At 29.0% G+C, this 13969-nt stretch carries 15 protein-coding genes; 14 read left to right on the forward strand and 1 reads right to left on the reverse strand.

From position 1 onward, the window contains the following. Positions 1-716, forward strand: a 716-nt coding sequence (gene metK, locus RWY47_RS03845) for a methionine adenosyltransferase (protein ID WP_316030246.1), incomplete at its 5' end; no start/stop codon positions are given. Between the two features lie 144 nt (positions 717-860). Here metK and RWY47_RS03850 read toward each other — a convergent pair. Further along, positions 861-1568, reverse strand: a complete 708-nt coding sequence (locus RWY47_RS03850; protein WP_025161481.1) for a helix-turn-helix transcriptional regulator — start codon at positions 1566-1568, stop codon at positions 861-863. Between the two features lie 156 nt (positions 1569-1724). Here RWY47_RS03850 and RWY47_RS03855 point away from each other — a divergent pair, with 156 nt between their 5' ends. From RWY47_RS03855 to RWY47_RS03915, 13 genes are all read left to right on the forward strand, one after another. Beyond that, positions 1725-2468 carry a nucleotide-binding protein gene (locus RWY47_RS03855; RefSeq protein ID WP_150842276.1) on the forward strand — a complete coding sequence of 248 codons (744 nt, stop codon included), beginning with the start codon at positions 1725-1727 and terminating at the stop codon, positions 2466-2468. Between the two features lie 32 nt (positions 2469-2500). After that, on the forward strand, positions 2501-3385 hold the full coding sequence (locus RWY47_RS03860; RefSeq protein WP_150842277.1) for an ABC transporter substrate-binding protein: 885 nt from the start codon (positions 2501-2503) through the stop codon (positions 3383-3385). Between the two features lie 2 nt (positions 3386-3387). Then, a complete protein-coding gene (locus RWY47_RS03865; protein ID WP_142730350.1) occupies positions 3388-4371 on the forward strand; it encodes a FecCD family ABC transporter permease in 984 nt (327 codons plus the stop codon). Next, a complete protein-coding gene (locus RWY47_RS03870; RefSeq protein ID WP_025161485.1) occupies positions 4371-5156 on the forward strand; it encodes an ABC transporter ATP-binding protein in 786 nt (261 codons plus the stop codon). The genes RWY47_RS03865 and RWY47_RS03870 overlap by 1 nt, the downstream gene beginning before the upstream one ends. Positions 5157-5169: 13 nt before the next feature. Then, positions 5170-6459 (forward strand): nitrogenase component 1, encoded by a 1290-nt coding sequence (locus tag RWY47_RS03875; protein ID WP_150842278.1) that lies wholly within the window; start codon positions 5170-5172, stop codon positions 6457-6459. Beyond that, positions 6446-7657, forward strand: coding sequence for a nitrogenase component 1 (locus RWY47_RS03880; protein WP_150842279.1), 1212 nt, complete (start codon positions 6446-6448; stop codon positions 7655-7657). Before RWY47_RS03875 ends, RWY47_RS03880 begins: the two co-directional genes overlap by 14 nt. A 13-nt stretch (positions 7658-7670) precedes the next feature. Then, entirely contained in the window at positions 7671-8132 is a 462-nt protein-coding gene (locus tag RWY47_RS03885) for a HugZ family pyridoxamine 5'-phosphate oxidase (protein ID WP_150842280.1), read from the forward strand. A 161-nt stretch (positions 8133-8293) separates the two neighbouring features. Beyond that, positions 8294-10039 carry a methyl-accepting chemotaxis protein gene (locus tag RWY47_RS03890; RefSeq protein WP_150842281.1) on the forward strand — a complete coding sequence of 582 codons (1746 nt, stop codon included), beginning with the start codon at positions 8294-8296 and terminating at the stop codon, positions 10037-10039. A gap of 264 nt (positions 10040-10303) precedes the next feature. After that, positions 10304-10633, forward strand: coding sequence for a PadR family transcriptional regulator (locus tag RWY47_RS03895; protein ID WP_021430747.1), 330 nt, complete (start codon positions 10304-10306; stop codon positions 10631-10633). Positions 10634-10636: 3 nt separating this feature from the next. After that, entirely contained in the window at positions 10637-11392 is a 756-nt protein-coding gene (locus tag RWY47_RS03900) for a permease prefix domain 1-containing protein (RefSeq protein ID WP_150842282.1), read from the forward strand. Positions 11393-11551: 159 nt separating this feature from the next. Further along, positions 11552-12970, forward strand: a complete 1419-nt coding sequence (locus tag RWY47_RS03905; RefSeq protein WP_224170361.1) for a metallophosphoesterase — start codon at positions 11552-11554, stop codon at positions 12968-12970. A 181-nt stretch (positions 12971-13151) separates the two neighbouring features. Then, entirely contained in the window at positions 13152-13409 is a 258-nt protein-coding gene (locus RWY47_RS03910; protein WP_021430750.1) for an autorepressor SdpR family transcription factor, read from the forward strand. A gap of 18 nt (positions 13410-13427) precedes the next feature. After that, the coding region (locus RWY47_RS03915; protein ID WP_316030247.1) for an SdpI family protein at positions 13428-13969 on the forward strand (542 nt) is incomplete at its 3' end.

A 13969-nucleotide genomic window follows, 5' to 3' on the forward strand; every position in this document is an offset into this window, starting at 1 on the left:
GATTAACAGAAGTTAGAAAAAGTGGAGAATTAGAATACTTAAGACCAGATGGAAAAACTCAAGTTACTGTTGAATACGATGGAAATAAAGCAGTTAGAGTTCATACAGTATTAATATCTACTCAACATAGTGAAGACATAGGTAACGAAACTATAAGAAGAGATTTAATAGAAAAAGTTATAAAAGTTGTTATACCAGAAGTACTTTTAGACGAAGAAACTAAAATATATATAAATCCAACAGGAAGATTTGTTATAGGAGGACCTCAAGGAGATACAGGTCTTACTGGAAGAAAAATAATAATAGATACTTACGGTGGATATTCAAGACATGGAGGAGGAGCTTTCTCAGGAAAAGATCCTACAAAAGTTGATAGATCAGCTGCATATGCTGCAAGATACGTTGCAAAAAATATAGTAGCAGCAGGACTTGCAGACAAATGTGAAATAGAGTTAGCCTACGCTATAGGTGTTGCTAGACCATTATCTGTATTTATAGATACATTTGGAACTGGAAAAGTTAGTGAAGAAGTACTTGTTGAATTAGTTAACAAGAACTTTGACTTAAGACCAGGAGCAATAATAAGAGACTTAGACTTAAGAAAGCCTATGTATAAAAATGTTGCAGCTTATGGACACTTTGGTAGAACTGATTTAGATTTACCATGGGAAAGAACTGATAAAGCTGAAACTTTAAGAGAACAAGCAAATATATAGTTAGCTAGTATAGCTCATGACTATATATAACATTTCTGCACTAAAGCTTAAAATGCGCAGCTTTAACGTTTAGTCATGTTATATATAGTCCATTCGCTATTTCTATGTGTTATGAAAGGGTATCGATAAATTCGATACCCTTTTTTATTGTAGCGTAGTGTGTCTATATTCTTGAGGACTCATTCCATTATACTTTTTAAATACTGAAGAGTAGTATGTGTGGTTATTATAACCCACAGATAAGGCTATATCTAAAATTGATTCATCATTTTCTAGTAAAAATTCTTTACTTTTTTCAACTCTTAATTTATTTAAAAAATTAGAGAATGTATAACCTGTTTCCTTTTTAAAAATAGAGCAGAAGTAACTTTTATTTATATTTAGATGATCACAAACTGTACCGAGATTTATATCGTTATAATAATTCCTATGAATATAATCTATGCCTTCCTTTACATATACACTAAACTTATGTTTTTTATGGTATTTATTTTTTATTATAGTTTCTAGAACAGACGAGAAATAATCTGAACATGACAATGGTTTAAATGGAATGTCATGTTCCTTACACATACTTTCTGATTTAAAAGGACCAACTACAAAATATCCTTTTTGATTAATAAGATTGAACTTAGGTATTATTATAAAATGTATATTCTCACTAGAATTAATTTTAACAGTAGATGAAGAATTCCTATCTATATTATTTAGTATCCCTAAATCATCACATAGTCTAAATAGCTTATCTGAATACCCCTTACTACTTATGAGTTTTAAATTTTTATCTAAAAACTGAATTGGAATTTCTAATAAATCATAAAAATCACTTAATAAATCTTCTAAACTTTTCATTGATTAACCTCCCTTGAATGCAAATATATTTATAAATTTTAAAAATATAGTTAAAGAAATAAAATCTTATAGATAATATAATGTAATTGTAAATGATAATTGATATCAAATAAAAATAACATATTACTATTATGAAATAAGTTAAGGAGAATGTCAATGAGGAAAATAGCTATATATGGGAAGGGTGGAATAGGAAAATCTACCACTACTTCAAATTTATCAGCAGCTTTATCTAGTTTAGGATATAAAGTTATGCAAATAGGGTGTGATCCTAAAGCGGATTCTACTAAAAATTTAATGAAAGGTAAATTTATTCCAACGGTTTTAGATGTAATGAATACTAAAGGTGATGGAGTTGAGTTAGAAGATATAGTATTTGAAGGCTACAACGGAGTACTTTGTGTAGAGGCAGGAGGGCCAACTCCTGGTGTTGGATGTGCAGGAAGGGGTATAATAGCTGCATTTGAAAAGTTAGAAGAACTTAATGCATTTGAAAAATATAATCCAGACATAGTTATATATGATGTTTTGGGAGATGTTGTATGTGGAGGATTTTCAATGCCTATCCGAAATGGATACGCAGAAGAAGTATATATAGTAACTTCTGGAGAAATGATGTCTATGTATGCAGCAAGTAATATTTCAACTGCTGTAAATCAATTTAAAAATAGGGGATATGCATCCCTTAAGGGGTTGATATTAAATGCTAAAAATGTTGAGGATGAAATAGATTTAGTTGAAACTTTAGCAAATGAAATAAATAGTGAAGTTTTCCATTATATACCTAGAGAAAGAATGGTACAAATATCAGAAAACGATGGAAAAACAGTTATAGAAAAAGATAAAAATTGCGACATGGCTAATGTTTATTTGGATTTAGCTAAAAAAGTAATAGGATAAAAAATTTAAAAATACATACGGAGGAAAATATTATGAAATTTAGAAAATTAGCGTCAGTTTTTATGGTATCAGCATTATTTTTAACGGGTTGCCAAGCTTCAAGTACAGGGCAATCAAAAGAAGAAGAGAAAGAAAAAGTGAGCGTAGTAAGTGCTACTGTATCAGCAACTCAAGTATTAGATAAATTAGATGCAGAAGTTATAGGCGTTCCTACAACAAAGATGGAGTTACCACAAAAATATAAAGACCTACCACAAGTAGGGCAAGCTATGAGCCCTGATTTAGAAATTATAGCATCTTTAGAGCCAGATTTATTTGTTATGGATAATATGTTTAAGGAAAAAGTTGAAGAAAGTATGAAGGCATATGATTTAAACACATTTTTCTTTGATACAAGTACATACACAAGCTTTTTATCTAGTATAGAAAAACTAGGAGCTAAAATAGGCGAAGAAAAAGAAGCTACAAAACTTATAAATGAATTAAAAGATGTAGAAAAAGAAGCTAAGGCTAATAAAAAAGGAGAGGCTCCAACAGTAGCAATTTTATTTGGTGGAGGAGAAAACTTCATGCTTGCAACAGATACATCTTACCTAGGGGATTTAACTAAAACAGTAGGAGCTAAAAATATAACTAACAATTTAGATACTAATGTGAAATCACCATATATACAATTTAGTTTAGAGCAAATACTTGAGCAAAATCCAGACTATATACTAAGATTTGCTCATGGAGAGTTAGAACAAACTAAAAAGGCATTTGATCAAGCTTTTGATAAAAACTCAGCATATAAGGAATTAGATGCAGTTAAGAACAATAAAGTAATAGATTTAGACCCAAGTATATTTAATGTATCAGCAAACTTACAAGTAAAAGAAGCTATAAAGACTCTTGGAGAAATTTTTTACGGTAATTAATTATGAAAATTAATAAAAAATATTTAACAATAGGTCTATCACTAGTATTACTACTTATACTACTAATACTATTAACCACTGTTGGAAGTGTTAACTTAAGCTTTACAGAGATCATAAATGCATTAATTAACAATGATAATAAAATGGTGACTACAATAGTTTATAAAATGAGATTACCGAGAAATATATTAGCAGCATTAGTTGGAGCTAACTTAGCTGTAAGTGGAGTTCTTTTACAATCAGTTATGAAAAACCCGCTAGCAGACCCTGGAATAACAGGAGTTTCAAGTGGAGCAAGTGTAGCAGCTATTTTTATCCTATTACTTCTACCTCAATATACGGGAATACTTCCTATTGCTGCATTTATAGGTGGAGCAATAGCTTGCATATTAGTATTTTTAATGGCTTATAAAAATGGATTAAAGCCAGGAAGGATAGTTCTAGCTGGTGTTGCTATAAACACTATATTAGGAGGTGTAATTTCATATTTATCAACTATGTATAGTGATAGAATACAAAGCGCTATGCTTTGGTTAAATGGTAGTTTAGCTACTAAAACTTGGGCAGATGTTGAAATGCTATTTATATATTCAATAGTAGGATTAGTTGTATCATTATTTCTTATAAGAAGTGCAAATGTACTTCAATTAGGGGATGATGCAGCTACTAACTTAGGGTTTAATGTTAACTTAACTAGACTGTTGATATCAGGAGTAGCTGTATTTTTAGCAGCTACGTCTACAGCAGTAGTTGGAATTATAAGCTTTGTAGGTCTTATAGTTCCTCATATAGCAAGGATGATAATGGGAAGTGATCATAAGTTTACCATCCCATTTAGTATGATTTTAGGAAGTATAGTTTTATTAGTTGCAGACACATTAGGTAGAACTATTGGAGGCGCTGTAGAAATACCAGTAGGTGTAATAATGTCTATAGTTGGAGGACCGTTCTTCTTATACTTACTAAGAAAGAGAGGTAACTTTTAATGATTAGTTGTAAAAATTTAAAAGTTGGATATGAGGAAAAAGTAATAATTGAAAATTTAAGCCTAAGCATAAATAAAGGTGAAGTAGTTTCTATAATAGGGCCTAATGGTTGTGGAAAATCAACATTATTAAAAACCTTATCTAGAATTATAAAACCTATGAGCGGCGGAATATATATACAAAATGAAAGTATAAAAAATTTAAAAAGTAAGCACATATCTCAAAAGGTATGCTTATTATCTCAACATAATGATGCACCGGGAGATCTGACGGTTGAAGAACTAGTTTACTTTGGAAGGATTCCTCATAAGAAATGGTACGAAAGTAAAACTAAATCTGATGAAGAGATTGTAAATTGGGCTATAGAAAACACAGGATTAAAAAGATATAAAAACACTCCTATAAATTCTTTATCAGGAGGAGAAAGACAAAGGGCTTATATTGCACAGGCCCTTTGTCAAAAACCGGATATACTTTTACTAGATGAGCCAACTACATATTTAGATATATCATACCAATTAGAAGTTATGGAACTGGTAAGGGAAATCAACGAAAAGTTTAATATAACTATTGTCATGGTACTTCATGAATTAAATCAGGCAAGTAAATATAGTGACAGATTAGTTATTATGAAAGATGGAGAGATAGTTTCAGATGGATGCCCAAAAGAGGTTATAAACAAAGAAACTATAAAACAGGTTTATAAAATAGAATGTGATATAGACAATGATCCTATATCTAATAAACCAAGGATCCATCCAATACAGACTATAAAGATAGCTTAGGAGATTGAGGGTTATGTACAGTTTAGACATTTTAAATAAATTAGATGAAATAAATGAAGATAAAGATATAAAGTCTTTATCTCATGCAATATTTCCAGGAACACACTGTCCATTATTTGGGGTTATGCTTACAGCAAGCTATATAAAAAATATGCCAGTGTTAGTTGTTGGAACTAGTGAGTGTACTTATTATACGAAAAATTTTGCATATCATAGGCAAAAGGGTAAAGATAGTGTATACTCACTTGCTTTAAAAGAAAAAGATGTTGTGTTTGGAGCTCAAGTAAAAGTCGAGAAAGCCATAAGGCAAATTGTGGAAATAGAAGAACCTGATGCAATAATGATAGTTACTACATGTGTTCCGGAACTTATAGGGGAAGATTATTCATCTATAGAGTATAGTTTATCAGATGAAATTAATATACCTATATTTGTAGTAAATACAGAGCATTTTAAATGTAATTCACATATACCAGGAATGATTAGAGCTTTAAAATCATTAGGAAATGCTATGAATAAGCCTAAATACAATGAAGGGGTAAATATATTAGGTCATAGACAATCTGACGTTGAAAAAACGGAATTAGTGAGCATTTTAAAAAGGCAAGGTATAAAAATCAATACAGTTATACCTTCAAAATGTGATATAGAAGATATAAAAAATGCTTCTAATGTAAAATTAAATATTGTCACAGATATGATTGCAATAGATCTTGCAAAATATATGAAAGAAAAGTTTAGTATTGATTATATTTATTTTGATAAGCATATGAGTAAAAATATAATTTTTGAAAACTATCATAAGTTAAGCAAAATATTAGATATAGATTTTAATAAAAAATTAACTCAACAAAGAAAAGAATACGATGAACTATTCTTAAAATTAAGCGAGATATTAAAAGGTAAAAAACTTATATACGGAAATACTCCAATGATGGCATTTGAGACTGTAGACTTTTTAAGTGACTTAGGGGCTATACCTATATTTGTGCAAGTAAGAGAGCTATATGAACAAGATAAAATATTTAAGAAAAATTTAATAGAAAAAGGATTTAATCCATATGTTAGTAGAATAGCTAATATTGCGCCACTAAGACATTTGTACGATTCTATAGGAGCTGACTTGTATATAGGGCATGAAAATCCTATGCTACTTAGAGAAAAGGGACTTATGCAAATAACTATGGATTCTCATGCTCAAAAAATAGGATATGAATTACCGATAGCTATGATGAAAGACTTAATTAAATTATTTGAGATGAAAAATAACAAAATGGGAGGTATGATGCATGGAAGTTTATAAGTATTTCCCAGTTGCAAACGATAGAATGGGTATTATATGGACTTTGTCATCTATAAAAGATGCATGTGTTATAGAGTTTGGGCCAGCTGGAACTACTCATTATGCAATAGAAGGAATAGGAAGTTTAAATGGTGAAGATGAAGCAAAGGTATATTCTACACATATGGATCAAAGTGATGTTACATTTGGAAAATATGATAGACTTGAAAAAGCAATATTAGAAATTGATGAAAACATATCTCCAAAGTATATATTTGTAATGGCATCTTCTATATCATCTATTATAGGAGCGGATATAAATAGCGTTTGTGACATGTTAAAAGACAGTACTAAATCAAAACTAATACCTATAACTACTGGCGGTTTAAAAGATGATTATAACGTCGGTGTTGAGTATATGCTTAAGCTATTGGCGTCTCAAGTTGTAAAAGAAAATATAAAAGATATTAATAAATATAATATATTAGGATTTAATATAGATAAATACAACTACTTATCTGAGGCTAAAGAGCTTGAGCGATTAATGAGAGAACTGTTTAATAAAGACTTAAATACGGTCTTTACAGCTAATTCTAGTATAGAAGATATTGAAAATTCAACAAAAGCATCACTAAATATAGTTGTTAGAAAAGAAGCTTTAAAAGCAGCTGAGTATATGAAAGAAAAATATAATATACCATATATTTATAAAAATCTATACGGACTAAAGAACACTATAGATTTTATAGAAGAAGTAAATCAAATTGAAGGATACGATTTAAATAAAGCAAAATTTGATGAAGAAGTTCAGCTTGTTAAAAAGCATATGTTTGGATTAAAGAGAAAGTTTTATTTCTATAATGAAATAAAAGATTGTGCAGTATTTGGAGACTATGATACTGTTGTAGGCTTTAATGATATGCTAACTGAATTAGGTCTAAATGTAATTAGAAAAGAAATTTTATATAAAACTACATGTGAAGATGATGAAATTCTAGTTGGAAAAAGTGAATTAGAAAGGATGAAATTTCTAAAAGAAAAACAATTAATGATTCTTTTAGGGGATGGACCTAGTATAGATATGAAGCATGATTCTAAACTAGATATACAAGTAAGCAATCCAAATCTTGAGAAAGTAAATATATATCCATACACGCCATTTATTGGATTTAGAGGATGTTTATATATTATTGAGCAAATATTAAATATAAAATCATAGGAGAATAGACATTATGGAAAATTTATTAAAATCACAAAAAAGTTTAATGATAAGTTCGTTAAGTAAAAACAGTAATCCAGAGGTAAGTTATGCACCTTTTATAATGAAAAATAATAAAGTATACATTTATATAAGCAAAGCTGCTAATCATTATTTTAACTTATTAGAAAATAATAAGTGTTCAGTTATGATAATTGAAGATGAAAATGAAAGTAAATCTATATTTGCAAGACAGAGAGTGAGCTTTTTTTGTGAAGTAGAAATTAAACAAGATGATGAAAGATATATATTAGATGAGTTTGAAAAAATTCATGGAAGTCAAATAATGATGGTATTAAAAAGCTTAGATTTTGATATTTTTGAATTAAATATAAAAAGTGGAAGATTAGTTAAAGGATTTGGGCAAGCTTTCGATATTGAAGTTATTGATGACGAGTTTGTACTAAATCAAGTAACTGGTAGGGGACATAAATAAAAATAAGGCATTGCACTATGTGCGATGTCTTATTTTGTTAAAGTTTTCCATTCTTTAACCGTATATAAGTAGATGGTATCAAATTAGCTATATTTTAGAAGTTATTATACTTCTTTTTAAGAAAAGCTATCATAATCAACAGAGGACAGGGAGGAAAATATATGAATTTAAAAAACTTAAAAATAGGACAAAAGTTAGGGTTGGCATTTGTTATTTTATTAGTGCTGACAGCATTATCAAATTTATTTTTAATAAGTAACCTAAAAAAATCTGCAAATCAAAGTCACGACTTATATACAGGTCCTTTTCAAGTAACAAATGAATCTATGAGTATTAGAAGAGATTTAGTATCTATAGATCAAAATGTTATGAACTCTATTGCGGGGAACAAGCCTGAAGAGCATGAAGCATCGGCTCAAAAAGACTTTGAAAGTATTGAAAATAGTATGAAAATACTTAGAGAAAAAGCTTTAGGTGATAAAAAGTTAGTTAGCGATCTTGAAGCATCTATAGAAAATCTTAAAAAAGAAAATAACAATATATATTCACTTTTACATCAAGGAAAAGCACAGGAAGCACAACAAATTGCAATAACAGATGGAAGTGGATACTACAATGGATATGTTGCATCTATAAATGCAGCAAAAGCTGTATATGAAGATGAAAAAGCTCGTAGTGTAGATTTTGACAAGCAAATAAAAGAAAGATCATCAAAAGCTATTACATCTTCTATAGTAATAAGTGCAGTTGTTATATTATCAGGTCTTGGTATATGTATATTTATAACAAAAAAATTACAAACTCCAATCAAAGAATTAGAATCTGCTGCAAACAAAATGGCAGGTGGAGACTTTGATATAGATATTGAGTATGAATCAAAAGACGAACTAGGTTCATTATCAGATAGCATGCGTCAAATGAGTAGTAAAACAAAAGAAATTATAATGGATACTACACACGTATTAGAAGAAGTTGCATCTGGAAACTTTGATGTTGAAACTAGTACTGAGTACGTAGGAGTATTCAAAGTAATAGAAAGTTCTGTTTTAAAAATAACTAAAGATTTAAGTGAAATAATGTTACAAATAAACTTAGCATCAGAAGAAGTTGAAGGTGCATCAAATCAGGTATCAAGTGGATCACAACTTTTAGCACAAGGTGCTACAGAACAAGCAAGTGCAGTGGAAGAACTATCTGCAACTATAGCAGAAATATCAGATAAAATTAAAGAAAATGCTGATAATGCAAAAAAAGCAAATTCATTAATGTTAAATTCAAGTAAGCAAGTTAAAGAAGGAAATGACCAAATGACTCACATGATAAAAGCAATGGAAGAAATATCATTTACTTCTAATGAGATCGCTAGAATAATAAAAACAATAGATGACATAGCATTCCAAACTAATATATTAGCATTAAATGCAGCGGTAGAAGCGGCTCGTGCAGGCGAAGCTGGTAAAGGATTTGCTGTTGTTGCAGATGAAGTTAGAAATCTAGCTTCTAAATCAGCTGAGGCCGCAAAAAATACAGCTACACTTATTGAGAATTCAATAGAAGCGGTTGACAAAGGTAATGAAATAGTAGAAAACACAGCTGATTCATTCAAGAGAATAATAAACACAACAAATAGAACAACTGCAGTAGTTAATGATATAGCAAAAACATCTGAAGATGAAGCTAATGCAATAAATCAAGTTACACTAGGAGTAGATCAAATATCTGAAGTAGTTCAAACAAATTCAGCAACTTCAGAAGAAAGTGCAGCTGCTAGTGAAGAATTAAGTGGACAAGCACAAATGTTAAAATCGCTTATAGAAAGATTTAAGTTAAAAAGTGAAAAGGGTTCAAGTAAAAATATAAACTTTGAAGAAGAATTAGATAATTATTTTGGAGCTAAAAATGTTTAAATTTAGTTAGCTTTATATGCTAGTTATGATATATAGTCTTCCGGCACTAAAGCCTAAAAGCGTGGCTTTAACGTTTTGTCAGACTATATATCATAACTTAGCTTGAAAAAAGTCAAACTAAATTTTATTGAAGGTGTCGTGGGGGTGCGACACCTTTTATTTTTTTTGTTTTTGAAATTACACTTGCATTACGAGGTATTTTGATTTACTATATTTATGTAACTACATCGCATAGTGAGGTATTTAATGAACGGAGGTGATTTTATGGAATTAAATAAAGAAGTTTTAAAAGGTCATATAGATACATTAATTTTAGCTATTTTAGATGAAAAAGATTCTTATGGATATGAAATAGCTAAAATTGTTAGGGATAAAACTACATTTGAGTTAAAAGATGGAACAATGTATGTTTCTCTTAAAAGATTAGAAACAAAAGGATTGATAAAATCTTACTGGGGAAATGAACAAGGGGCAGGCAGTAGAAGAAAGTATTATAACATAACTGATGAAGGAAGAACCGCTTTAGATATAAAAATACAAGAGTGGGATTTTGTCCAAAACATAATGAATCAATTTTTAAAGGGGAGAAAATAAGTTATGAAAATTATTGATGAATATTTAAAGTCATTATATAAAAATGATAAAAGTAAGGAAGTAAAAGAGCTAAAAGAAGAATTAAGAGAACATTTAATAACATCAACTAATGAATTTATTGATAATGGATACTCAGAAGAAGATGCACAAAGAGAAGCTATAAATCAATTTGATGGTGGAACTGAAATGCTAAAAGATTTGCATAAATCGCTTAAGGAAAGTAAAAAGGATAATGAAAAATTAAATAAAAGAATGATAAATATATTCAAAAATACAGCTATAGTAGCTTTAATAGTATGTTTGGCGATGATGGTATTTAGGGCGCGTATAAATGATAAAATTAATTATATACAAGATATTATAGACCTTAAATTGGATATTATAGTAAGTGAAAAAGACCTATATAATCCAAAAACATATGAAAAAGAATTTAATGATTTACTTAATACTAAAGAGTTTAATGATGTAAGATATTTAGAAATATATACATCTGGAAATGAAAAGGTTCTATATAAACATACAGATAAAAATATAAAAAAAGAAGAGCTTATTAATATAGGTGGAAATACAATGGGGCTTACCTCAAAAGGAGAAAGAGGCGGATTTAATGTAGGAATAGACTATACTCTACTATCAACAATTCATATTATTTTTGGATGCTCATTTTATATAGGAACAGCTTCAGCTATTATTTATATAGCTTTACTTATAAAATTTAAGTATGCATTTAGAAAAAAATTAATCTATAGAGAAGTTTAATTTATAAAACTAATTGTAGGTGTCGAAGGGTTACGACACCTTTTTTATGCTTATGGATTAAAAACTGTGAATTGTTAGAATATTAAGTTAAAAGGTAATTGAGAAAATATGGTGAATAATTAATAATATTGGTAAAAAATGACAAATAAGGGGTGCATTATGAATAAAAAACTATTTGGAGGATTATTAATAACAAGTATGTTATTAATATCGGGGTGTACATCTACTAAAACTACAGATGTAAATTTATTAGCGACTACAGATTTACATGGAGTACTTCCAAATGAATTAAGTGAATATGTAGCAAGTGAAAAAAAGAAAGATAAAAATATAACATTAGTAGATGCTGGTGATTTTTATGATAGAGAATTTGGTGTATCTGGGGATATGGAAAAATTCTTTGAACAGACAGGGCAAGATCAAATAGCGGATAATATACAATATAGGGATGTGCCTTTAGCAAAAGAAATGAAAGATATTGGATATGACACTGTAACTCTTGGAAATCATGAATTTATAGGAAGCAAAAAAGAGTTAGATAATCTGATAACTAGCTTTGAAAAACAAGGTGTAAGTGTCTTATCAGCAAATACATATAAATCAAATGGAGAAAGTTACACAAATCCCTATGTAATAAAAGAAGTAGAAACGCCAGAAGGAACTGTAAAATTAGGAATACTTGGACTTACTATAAAAGAAGTTGGAGAAAGTAAATACTGGGATGGAGAAAAGCTAATAGAAAATAAATCTTTGGAACTTAAAGATCAAGCTGGCTTTAAGGGAGAACTGTATATGACAGACTTAGTGGAAGATGCTAAAAAATGGGTAAAAGTCATGAAAGAAAAGGATAAAGCTGATGTTATAGTAGCTGTTGCTCATACTGGAGAAAAGCCTAAAAAACCAAGACACCCAGGAAATAGGATACAAGATTTAGCTACTCAAGTTGATGGTATAGATGCAATTGTAGCAGGGCATAACCATGTTCAAATTAAACAAAATGATTATAAAAATAAATCCGGAGAGAATGTTATAGTAACAGAACCTGGAAAACATGGAGAATGTATTTCAAAAATAAATTTAAAGCTAGAAAAAGATGAAGATAAATGGGAAGTTATTGATAAATCAAGTGATATAGTTCAATTTGAGAAAAGCAAAAAAGCTTTAAATGAGATGTGTAATAACATCGGTATATTTGGAACTTTATTATTTGAGAATAAAGATAAATTAGGTGAAGAAATAAGTTTTGGCAAAACTGTTCCTTTTAAATGGAATAAACTGTATGTGTTTAGTCCAAAAACACCAAGAGAAAAAATTTATAAAACAGTTGGCTATAAGTTTTTAAACATTGCTGAAAGTAATAAACCACAGTTAGTATTTATGAATGGAAATGAAGTTGTCTTATATTTAAGCGGAGAAGATAAATGTGCACCATGGAGCTTTGATTTTAAAAAATCAGATTTTAATGATGGAGTTTTAACTATTAGAGCTGATAAAAATGACTGCTTTAGAATGGAAGAAGGAGAAGAAAATACATATACGAATAGTCCTATGATTAACTTTGTTTATACATCTAAGTAGAATTTAGTATTGGAAAATTATAAGGGGATATTACACATTATTTAGTGTTATATCCCTTTTAAATTACAATTAAAGGAATATATAATATGTAGTATAGATTGCAATTTAAAAGTAACTAGAATATAATAAATATATAGATATTTAACTAATTAGCTAAATATATAAAGGAAGGAATACATTTATGGGAAAAGTATTTAAAGCTTTAAGTGATGAAACTAGAAGAGAAATTTTAAAACTTTTGAATAAACAGGATTTAAGTGCAGGGGAGATATCCAATCACTTTGATATGTCAAAACCATCTATATCCAAACATTTGGATATTTTAAGAGATGCAGAACTTATAAGTTCTGAAAAGAAGGGTCAGTTTGTAATTTATTCTATAAATACTTCTGTAATTCAAGAAGTTTTAGGGAATTTTTTAGATATATTTCAAAAATAATAAAGGGGGAATGTATATATGAAAAAGATTGATATTACAGGGATAGTGCTTTTTATAGCATCGTTATTAATTATAATTTGGGGGACAATAGCACCAGAAAATAATTTGAGTTTTACTGTTGTTGTAGCACTCGCTATTATTTCAATGATAATTTTAGACATCAAAGCATCAAAGGTATCAAATCTATCAGAAGGAAATCCTAAAATTAAGACTATGAGATTTTTGAATAGACTTAGTATGTTAGTTTTTATAGGGTTTTACTTATTGACTATTATGCCATCAACTAAAAATTTATTAAACTTAAAAAATAATGATATGGTGATAGTTACTTTGGTATCTATTCTAATTATGGTATTTGGGAATTCTGCACCTAAAATACCATTCAATAGATATTTAGGGTTAAGACTTCCTTGGACTATAAGAGATGAAGATACTTGGAAATTAGCTCATAAAATTTTAGGATATATTTCTTTTCCAATAGCAATTATTATGTTTATTTCAGCATTTTTCTTTAAAATAGAAACATCTTCAACTATATGCATATTATTGTGGATAATATT

The sequence above is a fragment of the Paraclostridium sp. MRS3W1 genome, from assembly GCF_032465715.1.
Lineage (GTDB): Bacteria > Bacillota > Clostridia > Peptostreptococcales > Peptostreptococcaceae > Paraclostridium > Paraclostridium dentum.

Bases quoted from the DNA above. Each gene is read 5' to 3' on its own strand.
- RWY47_RS03860 (WP_150842277.1), top strand. From the start codon at position 2,501: ATGAAATTTAGAAAATTAGCGTCAGTTTTTATGGTATCAGCATTATTT.
- RWY47_RS03900 (WP_150842282.1), top strand. From the start codon at position 10,637: ATGAAAATTATTGATGAATATTTAAAGTCATTATATAAAAATGATAAA.
- RWY47_RS03895 (WP_021430747.1), top strand. From the start codon at position 10,304: ATGGAATTAAATAAAGAAGTTTTAAAAGGTCATATAGATACATTAATT.
- RWY47_RS03880 (WP_150842279.1), top strand. From the start codon at position 6,446: ATGGAAGTTTATAAGTATTTCCCAGTTGCAAACGATAGAATGGGTATT.
- RWY47_RS03855 (WP_150842276.1), top strand. From the start codon at position 1,725: ATGAGGAAAATAGCTATATATGGGAAGGGTGGAATAGGAAAATCTACC.
- RWY47_RS03865 (WP_142730350.1), top strand. From the start codon at position 3,388: ATGAAAATTAATAAAAAATATTTAACAATAGGTCTATCACTAGTATTA.
- RWY47_RS03875 (WP_150842278.1), top strand. From the start codon at position 5,170: ATGTACAGTTTAGACATTTTAAATAAATTAGATGAAATAAATGAAGAT.
- RWY47_RS03910 (WP_021430750.1), top strand. From the start codon at position 13,152: ATGGGAAAAGTATTTAAAGCTTTAAGTGATGAAACTAGAAGAGAAATT.
- RWY47_RS03885 (WP_150842280.1), top strand. From the start codon at position 7,671: ATGGAAAATTTATTAAAATCACAAAAAAGTTTAATGATAAGTTCGTTA.
- RWY47_RS03850 (WP_025161481.1), bottom strand. From the start codon at position 1,568: ATGAAAAGTTTAGAAGATTTATTAAGTGATTTTTATGATTTATTAGAA.
- RWY47_RS03890 (WP_150842281.1), top strand. From the start codon at position 8,294: ATGAATTTAAAAAACTTAAAAATAGGACAAAAGTTAGGGTTGGCATTT.
- RWY47_RS03905 (WP_224170361.1), top strand. From the start codon at position 11,552: ATGAATAAAAAACTATTTGGAGGATTATTAATAACAAGTATGTTATTA.
- RWY47_RS03870 (WP_025161485.1), top strand. From the start codon at position 4,371: ATGATTAGTTGTAAAAATTTAAAAGTTGGATATGAGGAAAAAGTAATA.